We start from the raw sequence: 24202 nt of genomic DNA, 5'->3' as shown, positions 1-24202 counted from the left end.
GGGCGCAGATCAAGTCAGGCATCGAAATTCAGCAACTTTTGACCTATCCGAAATAAGAAGCCGAACAGAATCCATGTACAAAAAAGGCGCGGCACTCGAATTGCAGTTTGCTCCGGCTCGTTTGAATAGCGGCGCTGGCGATCCCTACTGGATCGATCTGACCGTGGAAGAAGCGCGACGTCTTCATGCCGAACTCGACGCTTACCTCGCCGCCGATCGCGAGCGGGGCGCAGACCCGCTGGTGGTCACGCTCGACCGTGGCGCAGAGGACGAGACGCTCAAGGACGAGCAGCCGCCAGCGGCACGCTCCCACGTCGAATCCGAATTCAAGCAATGGGTCTGCGTGATCTGCGGATGGATCTACGACGAAGCCACGGGTGATCCTGAACACGGCGTTGCAGCCGGCACGCGCTGGAGCGACATTCCGGACGACTGGCGCTGCCCGCTGTGCGATGTCGGCAAGGAAGACTTCGCGCTGGTCGAGTTCTGAAAGACCTTCGTTCGTTTCATCGAGTTACCGAGTTGCCGAGTTGCCGACTTGCCGATTAGCGGGCGACCTTGCATCGGCGCTTGTCCGTGGTCTGTCGCGATGGAAGGTATCTGCGATAATCGGCGCATTGCATCGAGACCCCACCGCCATGCATCCATTGCTCAACGCCGCAGCACTCGCAGAACGCGCGCAAGCCGCCGAAGATCGCGCGCGGGGTGTTGCATGCGACTGCACGAAGACGGCCCTCGATGGTTGGCAATCGCAGCCTTTATCGCTAGACGAAGCGGCGCTCGTTCAGGTCGGCACGCTCATGCCGCCGAATGTTCCCGAGCCGACTTACGCGGAGTATCCGCCGGGGAATTCGCAATACTGGTCGGCGGAGGCACCTATCGCGCCGCGCTACTTTCCGTATAACCGCTGCGACGTGTGGGAATGCTCGAAGTGCGGCAGGCTCTATTTGCGTTATACGGAAGGCGGCGGTTATTTTGTCGATCGTCGCATTCGCGCGCTCAAGGCGCGTCTCGTGGAAGACGCCGCGCTTGAATAAAGCGCGCGGCGCGACTCATCCCTTGCCGCGCGCGGGAGCGCTTTCCCCCTCGGGCGCAGGCGTTCCCTTCGATGTCCCTCGCGCCGCGCTGACGAGATCGCGCAACGTCCGCACGACACGGTAGCCGATCAATCCCCATGTCGTATTGGCAATCTGCATCGTCCATGCATGGCTGCCGTTGTTGCGGCTCCAGTAGGTCTTGAAGCGCTCGGAACCCACGCCGAAGTCGATGTCATAGCGCTGCTCGAAGGCCCACTTCACGCTGTGTTCCCATGCAATGGAGCCCGGTCCGAACCGGCCGTATTCCGCATTGAATCCCGCGATAACGGCGTTCGCCATCGGATTGCCGTGACTCATGATGACCGCGGCCATTGGCTGGTCGTCGAGCGTCACCATCACGAGTCGCGCGGGCGGTTCCTTGTCGGACGTCTCGCCGCGATAGGTGAGCGTGGAGATGAGAAAGCGTTCATAGTATGGCGAAAACAGCCATTTTCCGCGCTTGCCGACACGGTCGCTCCAGCCACGCTTGGATTCGAGCATCCAGCGTACGTAGCGCGCGATTGCTTCGGTATCCGATGTATTGACCATACGAATACTCAGTGCGCCTTCCTTGGCCAAGCGACGTTCGAGCTGACCGGGCTTCTTGCCGAACATCGTGCCGAGCGAACCGGAGAACGTCTTCCAGTCGCTTTCGTCGCGCAATTTCGCTATCCACGATTCATGTCGCGACCGGCCGAGAATATGCCGCTCCGCCGACGCAATGCGATGCAACTCCGACCCTTCGTTCATATAAGGCAGGTGGATGAAATCCGTCTTGAAGCGTTCACACGCAATACGCCATGCGCGCTCGATCAGCGCCCGTGCGTCCTGACCGTCCTCGACGAGCACGCTGGTGTAATCGCCGGCATCGGGGCTAAGGGGCAGCAGATACGTCCACAGTGCGCGTCGATAAGCAACGAGCGGCCACACCAGCCGAAGCTCGCCGTTCTCGCGCAAGACGATGCAGCGCAACTTGCGGCGTCGCGGTTTGGCAACGTGGAGCCACGCAAGCAGACACACATCGAAACGCTGGAAGTAGCGGCCCTGTGCTTTCAGCCAAAGCGTCTCCCATTCGTCCTTGAGCGCACGCAAGCCAGGCTCGTCGCAGACGAGTTCGATTCGTATCTCGGAGTCGCGCATCGGGTCGCTCTTGACTGACTGTCCATCCTTGAATATCCCACGACTTCAGAGCGACTTAGGTTCGGGATCGCTCATAGGTTTTCATGATTTGCGCGCCGTCGCGCAGACCGTAAGGTTAGAGTAATTTAGGCGTCAGATTGTCGATGCTTTGCCGAAGCAATGGCGCATGTATCGCACGACATGCGAGCGCTCGACGATGAATCGCATGTAAGCGTTTGCGCACCGCAACGTGCATGTGCGAGGGGGAAGCCCGGCGCGCGAGGCGTATATGATGGCAGCGTCTTACTTCCGGGAGCGACCATGCAGCCGACTACCTTGCTTGTCCCCACTTTCACGCAAATGCTGAAAGGACTTGCCGCCTGGCTCGACAAGGCCGACGCGCATGAAAAAGCGCGTGGCATGACCGCCGATGCATTGCTGCCGTTGCGTCTCGCGCCCGACATGTTTCCACTCGCGGCACAGGTGCGCTTCGCCTGCTTTCAGGCGCAGGAGCCGGTGCATCGTCTGCTTGGCGCGGCGCTGCCCGATGCGCTGATAGCGCTGCGCGCGGAAGGCGCTCATTCGAACGAGCAACCCGGCACTTTCACGGATGCAAAAGCCTGCATAGCGGATGCCATCGGCTTTCTGTCGAACGTCGCCCCGAACGCATTCGATGAAGTAGGCAGCCGGCCCATCGCGCTCGATCTTCCCAACGGCGTCGTCTTCGATATGACTGGCGAGCAATACGCCCGCGACTGGGCGCTGCCGCAGTTCTATTTCCATATCATGACGGCCTACGCGATCCTTCGTCATCATGGCGTGCCGCTTGGCAAACCCGATTACGTGGCGCACATGCACGCGTACATCAGGCCAGGAACGCTGCCGGGCGCGAATTCATGACGCAGGGTTGCCGTATGCCGTCGAACGAATTGCTGCGCCAAGCGTGCGCAGCGTTTCGCGCGCTTGCCGGTCGGTGAGACTGGAGTACATGACGACATCGCGTGCGGGCAGCGGCGGCAACTCGAAGCGCGATCCGACATCGATCGTTCCCTTCGGCGTGACGCGTCGTCCGAGCGCGGCAGCTGCCAGTCCCGCCGATACCGCCGCGCCTATCGTGCCCAATCCGCCGCCCACGAACACTTCCGTCCACGCGATGCCGGCTGTATCGAGTGCATCGATTGCCATGCTGCGCACGCTGCACGGCGGAGGCTGAGTCGCAAGACGCAGCGGCTCGCCATCGCGATGCTGAAAGTCGGGCGCGGCCATCCAGCCGAACGCTTCCTCATGAATGGTCTCGCCGTCCAGACGCCGGCTGTCGTGGCGCAGAACGACGGCGGCATCGAGCAGGCCTGCGTCGAAATCCTCGAGCAAGTCGCGCGATGACGCGATTCGCATTTGCAGCACGACGCCCGGTTCCGCCTCGCTCACGCGCCGCAGCAAAAGCGGCAGTTCCGTACCGACGATATGGTGGCCGATACCGATCGCCATGCGGCGAGTACCAGCGCCGAATGAACCGAGCGCGCCCTGATGCGCGGCAAGCAGCGCACGCGCCGGTTCGAGAAACGCGCTGCCTTCCGCCGACAGACGCACGAGCCGTGGCGTGCGTTCCAGCAGCCGGCGCGCGAGGCTATCTTCCAGACGCTTGATCTTCAGGCTGATAGCGGATTGCGTGGAATCCATCGCCTCGGCCGCGCGGGTGAAGCTTTTGAGGTCCGCGGTGAGCACGAATGCCTGCACGGCCTCGATATCGAGAGTCTTCATGGTCATTCGTTTTTCGAATCATTGAAATATCGATTCATATCGTTTTCAAATGATAGGGCGATGGGTATTCTGAATGCAAGCATCTTCCACGCTCGTTCACTCTCGAAAGGATTGATTATGCTGCTCGCTCAATATGCTCATCGTCTCCCGGCCGATTACGACACCGGCATCATTCGCGCGCGCGCTAAAGAACGCGGACCCTTGTGGGACGACTTGCCCGATCTGCACTTCAAGGCGTTCCTGCTGCGCGAGAGCGGCCGTCATGGCGCGCTCGAAAACACTTATTCGTCGCTTTATCTGTGGCGTCGTGACGAGGCCTTCGGATCCTTTCTCGTCGATGGCCGCTTCAAGACGGTGACGGACAGTTTCGGACGGCCGCGAATCGAAACGCGCTTCGCGCTCGATGCCGCGAGAGGCCCGGCACGCATCGCACGCTTCGTGTACAAGGAAGAACTGGCTGTCTCACCGGACATGGATTTGCAAACGGTGTTCAAGGCGGAGATCGAGCGCAACCGGCAGACGGCCGCCGAGTCGCATGTGGTCAGCGCGGCGGTCGGTGTGGACGCACAGCAGTGGAAGTTGACGCGCGTAGTGGTGAGCGAACGCGAGCCCGTTGCAACGGGCAAGGCGATCGCCTACGAAGTGCTGCATTTCGCGACGCCGTTGCTGCACGAGCTGGAATCGGCGAGCCGTTGATGATGCGCGAACCGGCGTATGGGCCGTGGCTCATCTTCGCCGTCCATATGCCGGTTTGTATCGATGGAAGCCGGACTATGAGTAGAACGATGGCGTCGGCATGCGTCCGTTGAGCGCCCACTCGCCAAGCTCGCGCACCTTGTAGTCGATCGGATCGTGCAGCGTATGCACGCGCACGTTGCGCCAGAAGCGGTCGAGTCGTAACGCGGCGGCGGTCGATCGCGCGCCGGTCACGTCGAACATGCGATGCGCTACATCGAGACCCGCACGCGCCGCCGCCACACGCGATGCCGCCACCGCGACGGCCACTTCACCGCGTTCGTCTTCGGTGAGCGCAAGGCCGCGTTGCCATGCGGTATCGAATTCATGCATGGCGCGTTCGGCAAGGAGCCGCGCGCTTTCGAGCGCGAGCCAGAAGTCGCCGTAATGCGCGAGCACGTATGAGTCTTCGCTCGGGCGCGCCGCCGGCGATGCGATCCACGGACGCGTCTGCGCAAGCGTCGACTCGCGCGCCGCCTGCAGCGCGCCTTCGCCGATGCCGAGATAAATGTGGCTCAGGATCGATTGCGCGAGCAGCGGCCTTAAGCACGCGAACGGGCTGGAGAGCGGGCCGGGATCGTCGAGCAGTTCGTCGGCTGCGACTTTCACCTGATCGAAGCGCACCGTGCCGCTATCGGTCTGGCGCTGTCCCATGTTGTCCCAGTCGTCGAAGATGGTGATGCCTGCGCGCTTAGTAGGCACCACGCCGATCAGAAGACGTCCATCGGACTTGAATGCGGAAGCGAGAAGCCGGTCGGAGTCGGTGGCGCCGGAGCAAAAGCTCTTGCGGCCGTCGAAGATATAGCCGTTCGCGCCGTCCGCTTCGGCCCGCGTGCCCTGATCCAGCGGGTTGAGCGCGTTGCCCCAGAACCATCCTTCCTCGATGGTTTGGCCGAGCCACTGGCGAATCTGCGCGTCGCGGCCGAAGAGGCGGATAGTCGCGAGTTGCAGATGATGGAACGCGAAGAGATGCGCGAGCGAGCTATCGACTTGCGCCATGCGTCGGACGACATCGAGCGTCGTGGACCAGTTCGCGCCATCGCCGCCGTATTGTTCGGGCACGCTCAAGCGCAGCAGGCCGCTTTCACGCAGGAGACGGCGCTCGTGCAAAGCGGTGCCGCCGGCTTTGTCGCGTGCAGCGGCGGTTTGCGCCCATTCGCGCAGCAAGGCTTCGAGGGTTGCGCTCAAGGCATTGTCGATGTGGGTCATGCCGGTGTCTCCCGATAGCGTTTCGCCATATGCGGGGACACGAGGTATCCCGGCGCCTCGCAAGGTAACGCACGATAGCGCGCCGGGCAAGTTATCGCTTGATAAGAGCCTGTCTTGCGGATGACTTCTCGCGCGAGCCAGGTGCCGCACTACGCAGCCAATGCCTCCACCACCTCATCGACTTCGGCCAAGGCAACCGCATGCTCGCGAATCAGCCGATAAACCGTATCACCCGGCACCGTCTCATCCTCCAGCAACTGCGCGGCAATCGCGCGCAGCACGGGCTCGTTCGCGCGCAGCAGCGCGTAGCAGGCATCGTTCAGATCGTGCAGAAGCCGATTCGCGTGTTCGATCGCGTTCTTGAGCTGCAAGCCCGCATACTGCTGCGGCAGCGACGCAAGACTGAAGAGATCGCCGTCCGCGTTGAAGCCTTGCTTCGACACCATGTCGAGACCGATGCGCGATGCCTCCTGAAGATCGTGCGCCGCGCCGCTCGATGCTTCGCGGAACATCAGCAGTTCCGCATTGCGCCCGCCGAGCAGCACCTGAATCTCGTTGCGCAGTTCGGTTTCGCGGTACAGGTGCTTGTCCTGCATCTTCGTGATCAGCGCCACGCCCAGCGCGCCGCCGCGTGGCAGGATGGTGACTTCTTCCAGCACGCCCGTGCCGAGCAGCGCGGCGACGAGACCGTGTCCGGCTTCGTGAACCGCGATACGCTTGCGCTCGCTCTCCGACAACGCACGCTCCGCACCGTTGATGTCGCCGATGCGCGCAATCTTCACCGCTTCCACGAAATGCTTTGCACCGACTTCCCGTTCGCCCGCCTTGCGCGCGACGAGACCCGCCTGATTGACGATCATCGACAGCGTGGCCGGCGACACGCCGGTAGTCAGACGCGCGAGCTGATCGAAGTCGATATCGTCTGGCTTCGTCTTCAGCTTGGCCGCATAGAAACGCAGGATCTCGGCGCGATCCGCGAGATCTGGCAGCCGCACCTGAATGGTCCGGTCGAAGCGGCCCGGGCGTCGCAACGCTTCGTCGAGACTGTCCGGATGATTGGTCGCCGCGACCACGATCACGCCTTCGTTCGAAGCGAAGCCGTCCATTTCCGCGAGCAACTGATTGATGATGCGGTTGCTTTCGGCTTCCACCGGACCGCCGCCGCTATCCGTGCGCTTGCCGAGCCCGTCCGCCTCGTCGATGAAGATGACCGTCGGCGCGTTCTTGCGCGCCAGTTCGAACAGATGCTTGACCTTCTGAATGCCCACTCCGTAATACTTCGCGCTGAAGTAGCTGCCCGTGATCGCGATGAAGTTGGCGCCGCATTCGCCCGCGAGCGCTTGCGCGAGACGCGTCTTGCCGACGCCGGGGCCGCCCGTCATGAGGACGCCGCACGGCGCGCGCACGCCCATGCCGGTGAATTGCGCGGGTTCGGTGAGCCACGCCTGCACATCGGCGAGCGCCGCCTTGGCTGCACCCGCGCCGATGACGTCGGCGAAACGCAGCGTCGGCGATTTGGCGAGCAGACGCGCGCCGCCTCGCATTTCGCGGCGCATGAACCAGATCAGACCGCCCATCATCAGCATCGGCAAGAGCAAGCTCAAGGCGTCGCGCACGAGGTCGAACCGGTCGGTCCAGCGCGCCATGCCCGTGCGCACGTTGACATCGGGAAGCCAGACCAATTGGTAGGGCGACGCGTTGCCTGATTTCAGGTCGCCGAGCAGCAGGGCGTTGGAGAAGGCGCCGTTATGATCGGCGACGAAGTATTGGTCGGCACGAAGCGTCGAGACGAGGATGGCGTCGCGGCTGACGCCGATCGCGGCGACGTCGTGTTCGCGGATATCGCGCATCATCTCCGAGACGTCTTTTTCCCGATGCGTCCACGGCGACGCATCGCGGCGCATCTGACTCGCGACGCCTGCCACCGTCGGCGTGGTCTGCGTAGCGGCCGGTTCGTCGCGCGAAAGCAGCACGCTCACGGCTGCCACGAGCACGGCTGCGGTCATGCCACACGCGATGAAGCGGCCGATGCGCGACCGTAGCAGTTTTCTGAGCCTATCCATTAAACATGTCCTGAGGGGCGCGGCGAGGCGGCCGTTGTAGCTGTCGTGATTCGATCTGACGAGGCGCTTGCAATGGAGCGCGTTACGCACTGTGCGAGCGCTCGAGTGACGCGTGTCGTACTCAAATTTAATGACGGCAGAGGGCGCGCCAATCTTTAGTGGCGGCTTGAGGCGGGAAGCTACAGCGCGAGGGCGGCTTCGGTAAAAACGGGGAGTTGCGGGCTGCCGGGCAGCTTGCGTCGTGACGTCACGGCGTTAAGTCGCTGGCCACTCAAAACGGCTCGGTCTGCCACCGCAACACAGGATGCGTCGCTCCCGCGGGCATCGCCCAGACGCCGTTCGTGCCGAAGTTATATGTCGGGCCAAAACTCGCTGTCTGGCTCATCTGGGCCGTGGTGCGTCCTTGCGAGGCGGGAACGGTATTGCCCACGGTGACGCCCGCCGGCGCGCCCGTCGTCTGCTTGTTCCAGTACACGTCCTTGCCGATCACACCATCGTTCTCGAAGGCGATTCCGCCGGGCGGTGGCCCTTCGGTTACCGTCAGATCGTCGACTAGCATGCCTGTTGCGAACGACTGCGTAATCTTGCCTGTTTCGGTGTTGATCCGCACAAGCGCACCCGGCGCCGTTGCGCAGAGCGTGCCTCCACCGAAGCCGCAATAGTTCGGGCTGAATGAGGCGCTGCCCGTCGCGTACGACTGCGTAATGGTTCCAGCGTTTCCGTCGACCAGTCCACCGGAGCCATCCGTATGTGCGTAACCTTCCACGTCGCCCGTCGCATAGGATTGACTGATTACACCGGTGATATCGTTGACCGCAACGAGCCCGCCTGCATTCCCATCCGAACGAGCGCTCGCGCTGCTCGACGAACGTATGATAAGTCCGGCATTCTCTCCCACGAGACCGCCCGAACTGATCAGCGTGCCGCTTGCGTAGCCGCTAGAATGCGCGTTCACTATCGTGCCCTGATTAAGGCCCGCGAGCACGCCGACCGCGCCGTTGAAACCACCACCACTGCTCGCAGCGCTGCCATCCACGTTGATGTTGCGCACGACGCCCGTTGGGCCTATCACGCGGAACATTCCGCTTGCGGCGTAGCCTTCCGGTCCGCAGCATTCGCCCCGCTCGACGCTGTTCAGATTCGTGACGGTCAGACCCATGCCGTCGAATTGTCCGGTGAAGGGCGTGGCGATGCTGCCGATCTGCGTGCTGTAGCCGAAGGCCGAACGGTTCGCCGCAATGTCCTTCCCGAGCGCATAGTTACCGGCCAGATCGAGCACGACGTTATCCAGATCGGCAGGCGTATTGACGAGCTTGTATGCCGTCACCTGACCGACGAGCCCGCTGTAGACAGGCGCCTTCCACGCCGCGTTCGCGCGGATGGTTCCTCGCGTGAAGCTGCCGGTCATGTCGTAGAACGCGCTGACGGTCCCGGTGCTTTTCGACCAGTCGATGGTGCCGCCGTTCTTCACGCTGCCGCCGTTATCGATAGCCGATGCATCCGCGCGCAGCACGACGCTGCCCGAGCCCGCGTTGCGCAGTGTCGTATGAGGCGCAATCGAGACGTTGCGATACCCCGCGAGCGTGAGATCGGCGGCGCCTTTCCACCGCATATCCGCCGATACGGCCAGGTCACCGTTCGTCCCCTGTCCGCCCGTCGTGGTCAGCGCAACCGAGGTTCCCGCGCCGAGGCTATCTTGCAGCGCGTGCGCCGTGGCTGACCGTACCGTGATCGATGGCGTCGCGATGTTCCACTGCGCGGCGTGCACTTCGGCGTTGTCGCCGAACGCGAGTTGCGCCCCTTGCGTATCGACCGTGCCGCCGCTGCCATCCGCGTTCTTCGCCGCGACGACCCCACGTTGCGTGACCTTGCCGTCGCCTGCGACCAGCCAGACGTGGCCATCGCGCGTGGCCGTGCCCGTCGCACGCACGCGCGTGCCTTCGCCCGCGAGCGCGTAGACGTTGCCATCGGCGGCTTGCAGGTCGATCTGCGCGGCGTCGATGCGCCCCTTGTTCACGATCACGCCGTCGCTGCCCGTCTGCACGAACACCTGCTTGCTGCTCTTCGAGTCCCGCAGCAAGACCTTTTCGCCGACAGCCAATTCCGCCGTGCCTTTGGGCGCCTTCACGCTGCCGGCATTGATCACTGCGCGTTGCGCGATCAGGAACACGTCACCGCCGCTCGAACTAATGCTTCCGAGATTGATGACGAAGCCATCGGTCTTGCCCGCGAGCGTGAGCGCGCCGCTGTTTTTCATGAAAGCGTCGTTGGCGACGTCCAGCGTCGAGGCGACGAAGCGCCCGCCCGTAGTGACGACACCCGAAGGCCCCACGACGATGCCCTGCGGATTGATTACGTAAAGGCCGCCCGTGGCGCTCAGGCGTCCGAGGATCTCCGAAGGCGAGCCGCCGGTCACGCGGTTGAGTGTCGCGCCCGTGCCGTTGTTGAACACGACCGCATTGCTTGTGCCGATGGAAAAGCTCTTCCAGTCGATGACGCCGCGCGTCGAGCCTGGCTGCGTGATGACGAGTTGACCGTTCTGCCCCGCGATGCTTCCCGCGCCCGCCGCATAGTGGCCTCCCTGCGGCAGAACACCGGCCGCCATCGCCGTTTGACCGACGATCGTCGCAGCGAGCGATACACCGAGCACAAGCGGCACGAGTCTCGAAGAAGCACGGAGGCATTGCAGCGAAGGCGTAATCATGGACGTTCCTTTCCACTTGTGGCGCATCTTCACGACGAACGACGCTTCGCCGTTGTTACTTCGACAACCGGTTCCCTGTGAAAGACGACGGGCGCGGTTCGTTCGCCGCGTCAGCGGGCGGGGCGGTCGCCGGCATGAATCGTGACCGTGCCGTGACGATTAACTGCACCAGGGAAGTGGGTCGAAAGCAGGCATCGGGAATACATCGGAATGCTAGGTATTCCAGGTCTGATCGGAATGCCCGAACGTTCGTCGAGCGTGGCAGATGTTGCCTTTGAATATAGTTTGGATCACGAGATTATTCAACTTGGCGGATACCCGCCATGAGGCTCGATGTTCGATGAATGTCGTGTCGTGTTGGCCTTGAACGCAGCATTGCCGACACGCCGATGTCGCTCCGAGCTGCCTTCGCTCCAACCACGCATCGCGATGCCGACATCGTCGAATTCGAACGCAAGCCGCGTTCGCGCTCTGAGGGGCGGACTCACCGCGCGCAGGGCCTACGAGCGCTCGGCCTCTTGCGAACCGATGAGCCGACTTGCGGCCATCGCGTCGAATGACGTCCATTCCTCATACCAAGTCGATGCCCGATTTGCCCGTTCTGTGGTTTTTATTGACAAATAGTTTGCTTTATTTTGGCTTCGTACACTTGAACCGGGCAGATCACACACATCTCGCATGCGGAGCGGACAGATGACAATGGAATCCGGATCACGTCGTAAAGCGTTGAAGTTCGGTGCGGCGGCAGCCGTCGGCGCGCTGGTCGGGCCTTACGTGACCCGTAGCGCACAGGCGGCCGAACCGATCAAGCTCGGCAGCCTGCTCGACGGAACCGGTGCGCTCGGCCTCGAAGGCCGTCGCATGATTCAGGCAACCGAATTCGCCGTCAATCAGATCAACGACAAGGGCGGCCTGCTTGGGCGTCCCATCAAGCTGATTGCCTACGACACACAGAGCAGCATCCAGCTTTACACGCAGTACGCGCAGCAACTCGTCTTGCAAGACAAGGTGGACGTGATTCAGGGCGGGATTACCTCGGCGTCGCGCGAAGCCATCCGGCCGATCTTCGATCGCAGCAAGACGCTTTATTTCTACAACACGCAGTACGAAGGCGGCGTGTGCGACCGCAACGTGTTCTGTACCGGCACGACGCCCGCGCAGACGGTGAATCATATCGTCGACTACGCGATGAAGAACTGGGGCAAGAAGGTCTATATCATCGCCGCCGACTACAACTACGGTCATATCACCGCAAGCTGGATGACCAAGTTCGTGAAGGCCGCAGGCGGCTCGGTGGTCGCTACGGACTTCTTTCCGCTCGATGTCACCAATTTTTCATCGACGATCAGCCGCATTCAGGAAGCCAAGCCGGACATGGTGCTCTCGGCGCTCGTCGGCGCGAACCACGTCGGCTTCTATAGGCAATGGGCGGCGGCCGGCATGAAGTCGAAGATTCCGATCGGCGCGACCGTGTTCGGTCTCGGCGACGAACTCACCACCATGGATGCCGCGACGACCGACGGCATCATCACCTGCTTCGGGTTCTACAACAACCTCGGCACGCCCGCCGCCGATGCCTTCGTCAAAGGCATGCAGGCGAAATACGGCCCGAGTCTGACCGACCTCGGCGAACTCGATACCGCGACGTACGAGGGCATCATGCTTTGGGCGGAAGCGGTGAAGAAGGCCGGTTCCGTGGAGCAGGCGAAGGTCGTGGCGGCGCTCGAAACGGGCATCACCATCGACGGGCCTTCGGGCAAGGTCAAGATGGACCCGGCCACGCATCACACCATTCGCAACGCTTATCTCGCGCGTCCGAAGAACCAGAAGTGGGAGATCCTGCAGACTTTCAATGACCAGTTCCCGTCCGATACCGGCGGTGCGTGCGACCTCATCAAGTCGCCGCGCACCAACAAGCAGTTCACGCCGCAAGTCTGAGCGGAGTCTAAGCGATGGCAACGGATCTCGTGGGATTGCTCGCCTTCAACGTGCTGACGGGCATCGCCACGCTCGCGTTGATCACGATCGGGCTGGGCGTCATCTACGGCATGATGCGCATCATCAATCTCGCGCACGGCGAGTTCATGATGCTCGGCGCATACACGGCGGTGACGGCCAGCACGGCCGGGATCAACATCTGGATCTCGATGCTGATCCTGCCGCCCATCGTGGTCGGACTGTTCGGGCTGCTGTTCGAGCGCGTCATCATCCGCTTTCTCTATGGCCGGATGATGGACACCATGCTCGCGACCTGGGGTATCAGTCTCGGGCTGATCGGGCTCATTACGTCGATCTTCGGCAACGTCATCAAGTCGGTGCCCATGCCCGTGGGCAGTTTCTCGATCGGGCAGTATCACGTGAGCGCCTATAGCCTCGTGCTGATAGGCGTCTGCGTGGTCGTGATGGTCGCGATGCTGCTGCTCCTGCGCAAGACGCGCTTCGGCCTGATCCTGCGCGCCACCATGCAGAATCCGGCGATGGCCGCGTCGCTCGGCGTGCGGCCGTCGGCGGTGTACATGGCGACGTTCTCGCTGGGCGCGGCGCTCGCGGGACTCGCGGGCGGCGTGCTCTCGCCGATCTCGGGTGTATCGCCGGGCATGGGTGCCGCGTATATCGCGAAGGCGTTCATCACCGTGCTGGGCGGCGGTCCGGCGATCATCGCGGGTACCGGGCTCGCGGCGGGGCTCTTCGGCTTCATCAACGAGATCGTGTCGTTTCTGTCGACGCCGGTCATCGGCGACATCGCGCTGCTTGCTTCCGCGGTGCTCCTGATCCGCATCCTGCCGCAAGGCATCACTGGTCGATTCCTGAGGCGCAGTTCATGAAATCGCTTCGTCTGGGCGGCGCGGGCGCCGTCATCATCGTCGCGCTCGTCGTCATGTTCGCGTTGCCGAAAACCATCAGTGCGTTCGGCGTGATGCAGGCCACGCTCTTCGCGGCCATGGCGGTCTACGGCCTGAGCCAGGGCTTCGTGTGGGGCTACGCCGGCATCCTCTCGTTCGGGCAGGCGGCGTTCCTCGGCATCGGCGGCTATACCTATGCCATTGCCGCCATCAATCTCGGCGACACCACCGTTTCCGCCGCGCTCGCGATCGTCGCGCCCATGCTGTTCGCGGCCTTGCTCGGCTACTTCATGTTCTTCGGGCGTATCAGCGATGCGTATATCGGCGTGATTACGCTCACCGTGTCCGTGATCCTGTTCGAGTTGATGAACTCGACTTCGGGCAGCCAGTATCACATCGGCGAAGCGGTGCTCGGCGGCTTCAACGGCATCCCCGCCATACCCGTGCTCGCGCCGCCCGGCGCGCCCGACGAGCCGCTTGATCAGATCGGCGTTTGGTATGTCGCAATGGGCACGCTCATCGTGGCGTATGCGCTCCTCAAGTGGATACTCGCGTCGCGCTTCGGCCGCGTCGTCGTGGCGATCCGCGAGAACGAAACGCGCGCCATGCTGATCGGCTACGACCCGCGCGTCTTCAAGCTGCTCGCGTTCGTGACGGGTGCGGGCATCGCGGGGGCTGCGGGCTGTCTCTTCGCCAACTGGGGCGGCTTCATCAGCCCGACCGTGTTCGCGCTCACGATGTCCGCGCAGGTCATCATCTCCGTGCTGATCGGCGGGCTCGGCACGCTCATCGGGCCGATTCTCGGCGCGGTCGCGATCCAGTATCTGATCAACGTGGCGGGCACGCAGCATGTAATCGACCCGAGCCTCGGGCTCGGCATCGTGCTCGTGGCCTTCGTGCTGCTCGTGCCGCAGGGCGTGGTGCCGGTCGTGCGCTCGGCGATGTTGCGCGTGTTCAGCTCATCGAAAGAAGTCAAGGCCGTGGCGCCCAACGCGGCGGCCAACCCGGAATCACGCCCATGAACGCGCTTCCTCCGCTTCTTCAGGCCAAGGGCGTCACCATGCGTTTCGGCGGCGTGACCGCCGTACGCGAGGTGGACTTCTCCTTGCGCGAAGTCGAACTGCGCTGCCTGATCGGACCGAACGGCGCCGGCAAGAGCACCTTCTTCAAGATGCTCACGGGACAGCTCAAGCCGACCGAAGGCAGCATCCACTTTCGTAACAACGACGTGACCGGCAGCAATCCGCATCAGATCGCGCGGCTGGGCGTGGGCATCAAGACGCAGGTGCCTAATGTCTTCAACGGGCTTTCGGTGCGCGAGAACGTGTTCATCGGCGCGGGACGCAGGAAGTCGATAGCGCAGGCGCGGCGCATCGTCGACGAAACCCTCACGCGGCTCAAGCTCGACAGCATTGCGGACCGTATCGTGGGCCAGCTCGCGCACGGTCAGCGTCAGTGGGTGGAGATTGCAACGGTCCTCGCGCAGCAACCCGAACTCATCCTGCTCGATGAACCCGCCGCCGGCATGAACCACGACGAAGTGCATCGCACGGCTGAGCTGATCCAGGAAATCAACCGCACGCAGGCGCTCGTGGTGGTGGAGCACGACATGCAGTTCATCCGCATGATCGCGCGCACGGTCACGGTGTTCTCGCAGGGCGCGGTGTTGGTGGAGGGTTCCGTGGATACGGTGCTCGCCGATCAGCGCGTCAAGGACGTTTATCTCGGGAGGCGCGCGGCATGAGCGACACGATTCTCTTCGAAGTCTCGCAACTTTGTTCGGGCTACGGGCGCATTCCCATTCTGAATCAGGTCAATTTCACGGTGAGGGAAGGCGAGCGCGTCGGCATTCTCGGGCATAACGGCATGGGCAAGACCACGCTTTTGCGCACGCTCACCGGCCATTTGCCGACCACGGCGGGACACGTGCGCTTCAACGGCGCGGACATCACGCATCTGTCGGCGACGGCACGGGCGAAAGCGGGTATCGGCTATGTGCCGCAAGGGCGCGAGATCTTCCCGCAGCTTTCGGTGATGGAGAACCTGCGTGTCGGATGCTTGTTGTCGAAGCGCGCGGAAGGCGAAACCATCGAGGACATTCTCGGGCTCTTTCCGCGGCTCAAGGCTTATCTCGACCGGCCGGGCGGCGCGCTGTCGGGCGGCGAACAGCAATTGCTCGCGCTCGCGCGATGCCTGTGCGGCGGCCCGAAGATCATCTTGCTCGACGAGCCGACCGAGGGCATTCAGCCTTCGATCATCGATGAAATCATCGACACGTTGAAGAGCGTGGCCGAAGCACGCAGCCTGACCGTGCTGCTGGTCGAACAGAACCTCAACTTCATCGCGTCGCTGTCCGAGCGGATTCTGATCCTGCAGAAAGGCACGGTCACGCGCGAGATTCCGCCCGAGATCGTCACCGATCCCGCCATGCTCGACGAGTTCGCGGGCATTGCCTGACGCGCCTTCCTTCCGCCAATCCATAAGCAAGCGATCAAACATCATGACGAAAACTATCGATGTAACCGAGCTGACGGTCGAACAAGTCCAGGCCGGCTTTGCGAGCGGCGCGTTCACGTCGGAGACGCTGACGGCCGCGTTCCTCGATCGCATCGCGACCTACAACCCGCGCTACGTGGCGCTCAACTTCCTGAACCCCGCCGCGCTCGACGATGCCCGCGAGATCGACCGCCGCCGCGCCGCTGGCGAGGCTCTCGGGCCGCTCGCTGGCGTGCCGGTGGTGGTCAAGGACACGATGGACATGGCAGGCTTTCCGACGACCGGCGGCTGGACGCTGCTCTACAGCAAGACGGGCGGCGTGGACCTGATGCCATCGACGGATTCGCCGGTCGTCGCCCGCATGCGCGCGGCGGGCTGCGTGATCCTCGGCAAGACCAACGTGCCGGTGCTGAGTGCCACCGGCTCGCACGCCAACGATAGCTGGGCGGGTCCGACGCTCAATGCCGTCGATACCGCGTTCATGCCGGGCGGCAGCAGCGCCGGCACGGCCACCGCCGTGGCGGGCAGCATGGCGGTGCTCGGTCTCGCGGAAGAAACGGGCGGTTCGATCCAGAATCCGGCGTCGGCGCAGGCGCTCGTCGGCATCAAGCCGACCTTCGCGCTCGTGCCGAATGCCGGCGTGATGCCGCTTGCGGGCAGCACGCGCGATGTCGTCGGTCCGATCGCCCGATGCGTACGCGATGCCGCGCTCACGCTCGATGTGCTGGCCGGATTCTCGGCGGAAGATTTGAAGACGGTGGCGGGCGTCGGCATGAAGCCCGCTGGCGGCTATGCCGCGGGACTGCGTGAAGATGCGCTCAAAGGCAAGCGTCTAGGCTTGTACGGACCGGGATGGCGGGATCGCGCGTTGTCGGAAGAGACGCGTCACTTGTACGAGCGCGCGCAGGCGGAACTCGAAGCGCGCGGTGCGGTGCTCGTCGACGATCCCTTCGCCGGCAGCGGCTTCGCGGCACTCGGCATGCCCGCGCCGGGCTCCGATTACTTCGACGCGCGCGGCATGGAAAGCCTGCCCTACGACATGCAGAAGTACCTCGAACGCCTGGGACCCGGCAACGCCATCACGACATGGACGCAATTCGTCGAAGCGACGCGCGCCGAAGATCCGTTCGGCGCAACGGGCGTGCTGACCTATATGTCGAGCCTGCCCGACATGGCCGCCAATCTGCGCGATGCAGCCGCGCCGCCTGTCATCGATGCCTTCTATGCGTTGCGCGAAACCTATCTCGCCATCTTCGAAGACGTGATGACGAAGCACGCGCTCGACGGCCTCGTATTCCCGCAATTGCGCAACGCCTTGCCGCCGCGCGAGGGAACCGAGACGCTGCACGAGACCACGGTCTGCGAAATCAACATCGCCGGATTGCCCGGCGTGACCATTCCCGCCGGCTATTACGAATCGGGTTCGCCGTTCAACCTGATCTTCGTGGGACGGCGCTTCAGCGAGCCGGCGCTGCTCGCCATGGCTTACGATTACGAGGTCGCCGGACGTCATCGGCGCGTCCCCGAACTGACCGCTTGAGGAGCGCGCGAGAGACGAGGCAGTTTCCAGTAACGAGACCATGTCCGAGCACCGCTACCAAGAAATTCTCACCCGCCTTCGCGACGAGGGCCGCGTCTCGGTTACGCCGCTCGCGAAGATACTGGACGTCGCCGAGGAAACCATCCGGCGCGATCTGAAGGAACTGGAGCAAAGCGGCTTGCTGCGCCGCATCTACGGCGGCGCCGTGTTGCCACGGCTCGATGTCGAGCGGCCCGTGACCGAACGCGGCAAGGTCAATGTAAAGGGGAAGGCGCGCGTGGCGGAACTTGCGGAACCGCTCATTGAAGACGGCATGTCGGTGTTCATCGACTCGGGCACAACGACCATTGCGTTCGCGCGGCGGCTGATCGGCCGTAACGTGACGGTGACGACCAACTCCATCAACATCGCGCTCTTGCTCGGCACGAGCGTGAGCCGCGTCAACCTTACGCCGGGCATGTTGCGCGGCAAGGACAACGCGCTAGTGGGTTACGAGACGCTCGCTTATGCAAGACGCTTTTTTTACGATGCCGCGTTCATGGGCATCGCGGCGTGCGACCTGAAGCACGGCTGGATGGACTACGAGGAACACGAGTCCAATTTGCGCGGCGTGCTCAAGTCGCAGACACGTCATTCGGTGATTCTCGCGGATATCGACAAGTTCGGGCGCGAAGCTTATCTCAACACCTTTCCCATTTCCCAACCTGTCACGGTGGTGTGCGACCGCGCGCCGCCCAAGCCTTTCATGGATAAATTCGCCGAGCATGACATCACAATCATTCATGCCTGAGGCGCTCGGCGCGGGTGAACCGGGTACGCTTGCGGCCTTGCTGACGCGCTTTGCCGCGTTCGGCGGCTTGAAGACGGGCGGCGTCACGCGCCTCTGTGCGAGCGCGGCAGACGGCGCGGCGCGCGATGCCTTCGCCACGCTGCTTCGCGATGCCGGCGCGCATGTCGTCACCGATGCGGTGGGCAACCAGTTCGGCGTTTTCACCCTGACCGACGCGGCCGATGCGCCGCTCGTCATGATGGGTTCGCATCTCGACAGCCAGCCGCGCGGCGGACGCTTCGACGGTGTGCTGGGCGTGCTTGCCGCGTTCGAGGCGGGCCGCCGGCTGATGCTGGCCAAGCGCGCGGGCGCATCCTTCAACGCCAACTTCTGCGCGGTGAACTGGACGAACGAGGAGGGCGCGCGCTTTCGTCCGAGCTTGCTTGGCAGCGGCACGTTCACCGGCAAGATCGCCGTGGCCGATGCCCTTGCCAGTATCGACGACGACGGCGTGACGCTCGCCGCAGCGCTTGCCGCCATCGGTCATGACGGCGTGGATGCGCCGCCGCCCGTGCCCGCGTGCTATGTCGAAATGCATGTGGAGCAAGGCGGGTTGCTCGAAGCCGAATCGGTGCCTGTCGGTGTGGTGACGCGCAACTGGGGCGCCGCGAAAATGGACGTGCGCTTCATGGGCGAGCAGGCGCACACGGGGCCCGCCAAGATGCACGCGCGCCGCGACGCGCTCTTCGCTGCGTCAAAGCTGATCTGCGACGTGCGCGCCATCGCGGACGAATGGCCGGAGCGCATCCATACGTCTGTCGGCAGGCTCGTCGTGCAGCCGAACTCGCCGAACGTGGTGCCGGCGCAAACCGACTTGTCCGTGGAACTGCGCGCCGTGGATAACGCCATTCTTCGCGAAGCCGAAGCGCGCATTCTCGCGTGCATCGACGCAGCCGCGAAGCGTGCGAACGTGGGCGTGCAAATCCTGAGCCGCACGAGCCGGCCGATCCGAGAACTGCCGCCCGCAGTGGGCAATCTCGTGCGGACTTGCGCGCGCGCGGCGGGCGTGCAGAGCCGCGACATCGACACCATTTCGGGCCACGACGCGTTGAGCCTGCTCGATGTCTGCCCGACCGGGCTCATGTTCGTGCCGAGCGTGGGCGGCATCGCGCATAACGAGAACGAAGAGACGCATGGCGAGGACCTCGACACGGGCATGACCGTGCTCATGGGCGCGGCGTATCGCTTGTGTGTATCGCGCGGCGATCCGGTCGCGGCGGCCGCTTGGGAGCCTCGGCGATGAACACGACCGCGCGCGAGCGCAACCCCGCCGAAGTGGCGGCCAGAGCGGCCGCAGCGGCAATCGCCTCAATCGATGCATGGCGCGGTGGCGACGTACGCCACGAGCCCGCGTTTGCGCCGGTCATGTCGCCGATGCATCGCGGCGTGTCGCATAGCGCCTGGCGCGTGCGCGTGGACGACAGCGCGACGCTCTTCATGAAAGTGGCGCACGGCGATCTGACAGAATCCATCGATACCGGCGCGTCGTTTCTTGCGGCGCGAGCGGCGGCATCGCTGGGCATCGCGCCGGCGGCGCACTACGTGAGCGAAGCACACGGCGCGACCGTCTTCGACTTTCTCGATGACGGCTGGCGCACCGCGCATCTCGACGATCTCGCACGACCCGCCACGCTCGACGTGCTCCTGCAAGCGAAGCGCGCCATCCATTCGCTGCCCGCGTTTGCGCGCACGACGAACGTTTTCGAGCGTATCGAGCATCTTGCCGAAGGCATGCCGTTGACGCCGGATCAGGTGTCTTGGGTCGATCTCGCGGGCGACTTGCGCGCGGCAATCGACGCGGCCGGTGCCGACGTTCGCCCTTGCCACGCGGACGGCGTGACATCGAACGTCATGCTGCACGACGATGGCGCACTCATGCTGGTGGACTTCGACGAAGCCGCGAACACCGATCCCGCGTTCGACCTGGCCGTCACGTTGAATGAAGTGCTTGGCTTCGGACACGACTGGATGCAGGCCATCGAAATGTCGATGGGCGCCGCCTCGGAACGCATGCTCGCGCGCTGCCGCGCCTACGCGTTCGCCGACGACTTGCGCTGGGGCTTGTGGGGCATGCGCATGGACCGCGACTCGCCGCGCCGCAACGTCGAGTTCCTCAAGTATGCGCAATGGCGGTTGCTGCGTTGCTCCATGGCGCTGCCGCGCTGGAACCTCGACGCCGCGCCGGCATCGATTTGAGAGGTCATGCTCATGCAGATCAAGACGATGGGCGCCGCCGCGTGCGACGCCGAGCGCGAGGTGGAAGCGGTGCTTGCAAGGATCGAACCGTGGTCGGGCCGCGCGTTGCGCTATGCGCCCGTGTTGGGCGGCATCAGCAACACGAACTGGCGCGTGTGGGTCGACGGCGAAGCGCAAAGCTATTTCGTCAAGGTGCCGGGCCGGGGCACGGAGCAGTTCATCGACCGCAAGGCTGCGTTTGCCGCAAGCCGGCTCGCGGAGCAGATCGGCATTGGTCCGCGTCTTTACGACTATGCTTTCGAGCAGGGCGTGGAGATCAACGACTTCGTCGAAGGCCGCGCGACCTGCTCGAACCGCGACTTTCTGGAGCGCAACGTGCGCGCTTCGGTCATGCACGCGTATCGCACGCTGCACGGCGCGCCGCCATTGCCGCTCACGAAGACCATTTTCGATCTGATCGATGAACACGTCGCGCAAGTGCATGAAGTAGGCGGCACGCTGCCCGCCGACTTCGCGCTGATTCACGCGCGCTATCGCGAGGCGCGCGCGGCGCTGGAGGCATCGGGACTGGATATCGTGCCGTGCTTCAACGATCCCATGCCGGGCAATTTTCTGCGCGACGATGCGGGTACGATCTTGCTCATCGACTACGAATACGCATCGAATAACGACCGCTGTTATGACATCGGCGCGCTCTCCGGCGAGATGTTCTTCACGGCCGACGTGGAAACGGAATTGGTCGAGACATACTTCGGCCGCGTGAGCAACGACGTCATGGCACGCGTCACCGTGCACAAGGCGCTCGCCGATATCAAGTGGGCCACTTGGTCCATGTTGCAGAACGAAATCTCCACGCTCGATTTCGACTACGCCAAATACGGCGCGTGGAAGTTCATGCGCGCGCGCTCGATGATCGAGGCGCCGCATTGGCAAGACTGGTTGCGCAGCCTTTGAAGAAAGTCGTCGAGCGTTATGACCGTCCAAAAGAAAGGGCGTGCTCTCGCACGCCCTTCAAGTCGCCACGCAGCGAATCAGACTTTTGACAACCCCCTGGGACTGCAGCGCTTTATGTGATCGACGATCGCCTGAATCAGCGGCAGTCTCTTGCACAATCAATCCGTGACCAGATTAACGACCGAAAGGTCGCGGACTTGAGAAAACTTGCGAACGCCGGTTCGAAATTCAACGCTCAAGTTTCACGCATGGCGTGACGATAGCGCCACGCCCTTGAGCAACATGTCCAGATCGTCCGCGTTGAACGGCTTCGACAGCACGGCGACACCGAGCCGTCGCGCCTGTTCGAGATGCTCCGCATAACCCGTCATCAGCGTCACGGCCTGCTTGGGGCGTTGCCGCTTGATCCATTCGACGAGGCCGATGCCATCGCAAGTTCCGGGCATCTGGATGTCGGACAGAACGAGGTCGAATTCGAGGCCTTCTTCCAGCACCTTGAGCGCGGCATCGCCGGAAGGCTCGTGGCGCGCGCTCCAGCCGAGCACATCGAGAACGGCGACGAGCCCTGCCGCCACTTCCTCGTTGTCTTCGACGAGCAGGATGGTGGACTTCGCGCCGCCCGGTTCGATGGCACCCTCGCGCTCCGCCGGCGATGCTTCCGTGACGCCCGCCGTCCAGTGCGGAAGGTAGAAGAAGATTGTGGTGCCGCGCCCGACATCGGTTTCCACGCGTGCCTTGCCGCCCGCCTGTTCGGCCATGGCGAGCACTTGTGCAAGGCCGAGCCCGGTTCCCGCGCCAGCCTGCTTGGTCGTGAACAACGGCTCGAACGCGTGCTGCGCGACTTCTCGCGTCATGCCGGTGCCGCTGTCCTGGCAGGAGAATTCGACATACTCGCCGGCTTCGAGCTCGTAGCGCCCTTGGGATAACGCCACGTTCCTGCAGCGAACGATAAACGTGCCGCCTTGCGGCATCGCGTCCTTTGCATTGACCGCGATGTTGATGATCGCCGAAGTGATCTCCGACGGATCGACCTTGATCGGCCACGACGCCTCCGCCACTTCGATCTGCACGGCGACCTTGCTGCTTACAGCCGAGCGGATCAGCGCCTCGGTTTCGAGCAGCCACGCGCCGGGTAGCAGCGTCTGCATCTGCAACGGCTGTCGGCGCGCCACGCTCATGAGACGGCGCGCGAGCGCCCGTGCGCTCGTGGAGGCGCGCTCCACTGCATCGATCTCGTTCTTGACGCCGTTGTAGTTCTTGCGCCGGACGATCTCCATGTTGGCCGTCACGACCATCAGCAGATTGTTGAAGTCATGGGCGACGCTCGCGACGAGATTGCCGAGCGCGCCCATGCGCTGCATCTTGCGCGTGGCTGCTTCCGCCGAGCGGCGCCGCGACAGCTCGCGCCGCCAGTTCTGCCAGGAGGTTTCCTCCGCGCGAAGACGCCGCAGCGAAAACACGATCAGCACGCACAGACACATGCAAGGAATCAGCGCGACGGCCACGAGGGACATGTCGTCGCGCAGCCAGTTGCTGACCACATCGTCGATTGCGTAGCCGGCGGAAACGTAGACGGGGTACTGACCGGCGCGCCGGTACGCGAGCATCTTGCGGGTGCCGTCCAGCGGCGAATCGATCTTGATGATGCCCTGTTCCGCCCCTCGCGCGAACGCGGCCGCGAGAGGCTCGTGCTTCGGTGGCGGGTTCGCCAGACGTGGCGCGGGCAGGCGAAGCAGAATGCCGCCATCGGCGCGATAGAGGCCGACCGTCAACGCAGGCGTCTCGGCGATGAGCCGCTGATAGAACTGCAGCAAGTAGGAGCGATGCAGGGAAACGACGATGGCGCCGAGAAAGCGCCCGTCGGGAGCGGTGCGGGCGGCGAGCGTGTTCACGATATCGGTGCCCTGAACGCGGCCGCGCTCGGGCAGCGAGACATAGAGCTGCGAGGAGGCCGCGCGCGTCGCCATGAAGTCGCCGCGGTCGCCGATAGAGACGTCGGGCGTCGGGGAGAAGCGGCTGCTGACGATCAACTGGCCGTTTTTATCGACGATGGAGAGCGCGACGACCTGCGGATGATTGGCGACGAGCGCTTCGAGTTTCTTGTGCAGGCTTGCCTGTTCGCGCAGAATCTGCCGCTCGTCCGCCGTTCCGACCACGTCCTGGACGCGCGAGATGAGGTCGCGGTTCGAGTCGAGCAGATTGGTGAGTTTGCCTTCCGCGACCCACGCCAGCCGATTGAGTATCTCCGACTGCTCCGCGACCGCACGTTCGTAGGTGTAGTAGGCGTAAAGCGCCGACAGACTCAGCGGCACGACCACCGAGGCGGTCAGCGCGAGGACGAGCCGCCGGCGGGCAGCCCTGAAATTGAGCGGAGGAAACGAAACCCGGTCCGACGGGTCGGAATGTTGAGTCGCGAACTCAGTCATTAAACACCCCGGTCACGCTAAGGGGAGTCATCCGACGCCGGCACATGTTTGCGCGAAACATCGATTCAAATTCCTTGGCGGTGGCGCGCCCGCGACCTCCTCCCCGTATCACGCCTGGTTCCTAGCTGCGGATGTTCGCTCCGCTAAGCTTGCTCGCATTTTGCCGAAGGGGGCTTTGTCGGGCGAACGGGGAAGGTCTGGACGTCGTAAGACGTACCTACTATTTCATAATACTCATACGGTTGATGGTA

At 63.4% G+C, this 24202-nt stretch carries 20 protein-coding genes; 14 read left to right on the top strand and 6 right to left on the bottom strand.

Features of this window, described 5'->3' with window-relative positions:
• Positions 1-73: 73 nt before the first annotated feature.
• Positions 74-490, top strand: a complete 417-nt coding sequence (locus P9250_RS09020) for a rubredoxin (protein ID WP_284503456.1) — start codon at positions 74-76, stop codon at positions 488-490.
• A gap of 148 nt (positions 491-638) precedes the next feature.
• Positions 639-1037: a hypothetical protein gene (locus tag P9250_RS09015; protein ID WP_250494272.1), complete on the top strand. Its 399-nt coding sequence runs from the start codon at positions 639-641 to the stop codon at positions 1035-1037.
• A gap of 15 nt (positions 1038-1052) precedes the next feature.
• Here P9250_RS09015 and P9250_RS09010 read toward each other — a convergent pair whose 3' ends face one another.
• Entirely contained in the window at positions 1053-2216 is a 1164-nt protein-coding gene (locus tag P9250_RS09010) for a GNAT family N-acetyltransferase (RefSeq protein WP_250494273.1), read from the bottom strand.
• A 300-nt stretch (positions 2217-2516) separates the two neighbouring features.
• On the opposite strand from P9250_RS09010, the gene P9250_RS09005 reads away from it, so the two are divergent.
• Complete coding sequence (locus P9250_RS09005) at positions 2517-3095, top strand: DUF1993 family protein (RefSeq protein WP_250468138.1); 579 nt, start codon at positions 2517-2519, stop codon at positions 3093-3095.
• On the opposite strand, the gene P9250_RS09000 is transcribed toward P9250_RS09005, so the two are convergent.
• On the bottom strand, positions 3090-3956 hold the full coding sequence (locus tag P9250_RS09000; RefSeq protein WP_309958424.1) for a LysR family transcriptional regulator: 867 nt from the start codon (positions 3954-3956) through the stop codon (positions 3090-3092). The genes P9250_RS09005 and P9250_RS09000 overlap by 6 nt on opposite strands.
• 117 nt (positions 3957-4073) lie before the next feature.
• Between P9250_RS09000 and P9250_RS08995 the strand changes: the two genes are divergently transcribed.
• The gene (locus P9250_RS08995; RefSeq protein WP_250527514.1) at positions 4074-4652 is read left to right on the top strand and encodes a DUF4865 family protein; all 579 of its coding nucleotides are present in this window, start codon (positions 4074-4076) and stop codon (positions 4650-4652) included.
• Between the two features lie 75 nt (positions 4653-4727).
• Here the strand turns inward: P9250_RS08995 and P9250_RS08990 are convergent, their stop codons facing one another.
• The 3 genes from P9250_RS08990 to P9250_RS08980 all read right to left on the bottom strand — a co-directional run bounded on the left by P9250_RS08990 (position 4728) and on the right by P9250_RS08980 (position 10667).
• Positions 4728-5900 (bottom strand): acyl-CoA dehydrogenase family protein, encoded by a 1173-nt coding sequence (locus P9250_RS08990; protein WP_310392497.1) that lies wholly within the window; start codon positions 5898-5900, stop codon positions 4728-4730.
• 149 nt (positions 5901-6049) lie between these two features.
• Positions 6050-7906 (bottom strand): AAA family ATPase, encoded by a 1857-nt coding sequence (locus tag P9250_RS08985; RefSeq protein ID WP_310392495.1) that lies wholly within the window; start codon positions 7904-7906, stop codon positions 6050-6052.
• A gap of 328 nt (positions 7907-8234) precedes the next feature.
• Positions 8235-10667, bottom strand: a complete 2433-nt coding sequence (locus tag P9250_RS08980; RefSeq protein ID WP_310392493.1) for a filamentous hemagglutinin N-terminal domain-containing protein — start codon at positions 10665-10667, stop codon at positions 8235-8237.
• Positions 10668-11360: 693 nt separating this feature from the next.
• Between P9250_RS08980 and P9250_RS08975 the strand changes: the two genes are divergently transcribed.
• Genes P9250_RS08975 through P9250_RS08930 form a run of 10 tightly spaced genes read left to right on the top strand, consistent with a single transcriptional unit; the run spans position 11361 to position 21525 of the window.
• On the top strand, positions 11361-12605 hold the full coding sequence (locus tag P9250_RS08975) for an ABC transporter substrate-binding protein (RefSeq protein ID WP_244830228.1): 1245 nt from the start codon (positions 11361-11363) through the stop codon (positions 12603-12605).
• Positions 12606-12619: 14 nt separating this feature from the next.
• On the top strand, positions 12620-13492 hold the full coding sequence (locus tag P9250_RS08970; protein WP_250468144.1) for a branched-chain amino acid ABC transporter permease: 873 nt from the start codon (positions 12620-12622) through the stop codon (positions 13490-13492).
• The gene (locus P9250_RS08965) at positions 13489-14532 is read left to right on the top strand and encodes a branched-chain amino acid ABC transporter permease (RefSeq protein WP_244830230.1); all 1044 of its coding nucleotides are present in this window, start codon (positions 13489-13491) and stop codon (positions 14530-14532) included. Before P9250_RS08970 ends, P9250_RS08965 begins: the two co-directional genes overlap by 4 nt.
• The gene (locus tag P9250_RS08960) at positions 14529-15254 is read left to right on the top strand and encodes an ATP-binding cassette domain-containing protein (protein WP_244830231.1); all 726 of its coding nucleotides are present in this window, start codon (positions 14529-14531) and stop codon (positions 15252-15254) included. The genes P9250_RS08965 and P9250_RS08960 overlap by 4 nt, the downstream gene beginning before the upstream one ends.
• Positions 15251-15967 (top strand): ABC transporter ATP-binding protein, encoded by a 717-nt coding sequence (locus P9250_RS08955; RefSeq protein ID WP_244830232.1) that lies wholly within the window; start codon positions 15251-15253, stop codon positions 15965-15967. The genes P9250_RS08960 and P9250_RS08955 overlap by 4 nt, the downstream gene beginning before the upstream one ends.
• 43 nt (positions 15968-16010) lie before the next feature.
• Complete coding sequence (locus tag P9250_RS08950; protein ID WP_310392491.1) at positions 16011-17546, top strand: amidase; 1536 nt, start codon at positions 16011-16013, stop codon at positions 17544-17546.
• 40 nt (positions 17547-17586) lie between these two features.
• Positions 17587-18336: a DeoR/GlpR family DNA-binding transcription regulator gene (locus P9250_RS08945; RefSeq protein ID WP_244830234.1), complete on the top strand. Its 750-nt coding sequence runs from the start codon at positions 17587-17589 to the stop codon at positions 18334-18336.
• Positions 18311-19618 (top strand): Zn-dependent hydrolase, encoded by a 1308-nt coding sequence (locus P9250_RS08940; RefSeq protein ID WP_310392489.1) that lies wholly within the window; start codon positions 18311-18313, stop codon positions 19616-19618. Before P9250_RS08945 ends, P9250_RS08940 begins: the two co-directional genes overlap by 26 nt.
• Positions 19615-20571: a phosphotransferase gene (locus P9250_RS08935; protein WP_310392487.1), complete on the top strand. Its 957-nt coding sequence runs from the start codon at positions 19615-19617 to the stop codon at positions 20569-20571. The genes P9250_RS08940 and P9250_RS08935 overlap by 4 nt, the downstream gene beginning before the upstream one ends.
• Before the next feature lie 12 nt (positions 20572-20583).
• Complete coding sequence (locus tag P9250_RS08930; RefSeq protein ID WP_310392485.1) at positions 20584-21525, top strand: choline/ethanolamine kinase family protein; 942 nt, start codon at positions 20584-20586, stop codon at positions 21523-21525.
• Between the two features lie 242 nt (positions 21526-21767).
• Here P9250_RS08930 and P9250_RS08925 read toward each other — a convergent pair whose 3' ends face one another.
• On the bottom strand, positions 21768-23951 hold the full coding sequence (locus P9250_RS08925; RefSeq protein ID WP_310392483.1) for an ATP-binding protein: 2184 nt from the start codon (positions 23949-23951) through the stop codon (positions 21768-21770).
• Positions 23952-24202 lie beyond the last annotated feature (251 nt).

The sequence above is a fragment of the Caballeronia sp. LP006 genome, from assembly GCF_031450995.1.
Lineage (GTDB): Bacteria > Pseudomonadota > Gammaproteobacteria > Burkholderiales > Burkholderiaceae > Caballeronia.
The sequence above is the reverse complement of the archived record's forward strand: the minus strand, read 5'-3'. Positions and strand labels throughout refer to the sequence as shown.

Bases quoted from the DNA above. Each gene is read 5' to 3' on its own strand.
- P9250_RS09020 (WP_284503456.1), top strand. From the start codon at position 74: ATGTACAAAAAAGGCGCGGCACTCGAATTGCAGTTTGCTCCGGCTCGT.
- P9250_RS09015 (WP_250494272.1), top strand. From the start codon at position 639: ATGCATCCATTGCTCAACGCCGCAGCACTCGCAGAACGCGCGCAAGCC.
- P9250_RS09010 (WP_250494273.1), bottom strand. From the start codon at position 2,216: ATGCGCGACTCCGAGATACGAATCGAACTCGTCTGCGACGAGCCTGGC.
- P9250_RS09005 (WP_250468138.1), top strand. From the start codon at position 2,517: ATGCAGCCGACTACCTTGCTTGTCCCCACTTTCACGCAAATGCTGAAA.
- P9250_RS09000 (WP_309958424.1), bottom strand. From the start codon at position 3,956: ATGAAGACTCTCGATATCGAGGCCGTGCAGGCATTCGTGCTCACCGCG.
- P9250_RS08995 (WP_250527514.1), top strand. From the start codon at position 4,074: ATGCTGCTCGCTCAATATGCTCATCGTCTCCCGGCCGATTACGACACC.
- P9250_RS08990 (WP_310392497.1), bottom strand. From the start codon at position 5,900: ATGACCCACATCGACAATGCCTTGAGCGCAACCCTCGAAGCCTTGCTG.
- P9250_RS08985 (WP_310392495.1), bottom strand. From the start codon at position 7,906: ATGACCGCAGCCGTGCTCGTGGCAGCCGTGAGCGTGCTGCTTTCGCGC.
- P9250_RS08980 (WP_310392493.1), bottom strand. From the start codon at position 10,667: ATGATTACGCCTTCGCTGCAATGCCTCCGTGCTTCTTCGAGACTCGTG.
- P9250_RS08975 (WP_244830228.1), top strand. From the start codon at position 11,361: ATGACAATGGAATCCGGATCACGTCGTAAAGCGTTGAAGTTCGGTGCG.
- P9250_RS08970 (WP_250468144.1), top strand. From the start codon at position 12,620: ATGGCAACGGATCTCGTGGGATTGCTCGCCTTCAACGTGCTGACGGGC.
- P9250_RS08965 (WP_244830230.1), top strand. From the start codon at position 13,489: ATGAAATCGCTTCGTCTGGGCGGCGCGGGCGCCGTCATCATCGTCGCG.
- P9250_RS08960 (WP_244830231.1), top strand. From the start codon at position 14,529: ATGAACGCGCTTCCTCCGCTTCTTCAGGCCAAGGGCGTCACCATGCGT.
- P9250_RS08955 (WP_244830232.1), top strand. From the start codon at position 15,251: ATGAGCGACACGATTCTCTTCGAAGTCTCGCAACTTTGTTCGGGCTAC.
- P9250_RS08950 (WP_310392491.1), top strand. From the start codon at position 16,011: ATGACGAAAACTATCGATGTAACCGAGCTGACGGTCGAACAAGTCCAG.
- P9250_RS08945 (WP_244830234.1), top strand. From the start codon at position 17,587: ATGTCCGAGCACCGCTACCAAGAAATTCTCACCCGCCTTCGCGACGAG.
- P9250_RS08940 (WP_310392489.1), top strand. From the start codon at position 18,311: ATGACATCACAATCATTCATGCCTGAGGCGCTCGGCGCGGGTGAACCG.
- P9250_RS08935 (WP_310392487.1), top strand. From the start codon at position 19,615: ATGAACACGACCGCGCGCGAGCGCAACCCCGCCGAAGTGGCGGCCAGA.
- P9250_RS08930 (WP_310392485.1), top strand. From the start codon at position 20,584: ATGCAGATCAAGACGATGGGCGCCGCCGCGTGCGACGCCGAGCGCGAG.
- P9250_RS08925 (WP_310392483.1), bottom strand. From the start codon at position 23,951: ATGACTGAGTTCGCGACTCAACATTCCGACCCGTCGGACCGGGTTTCG.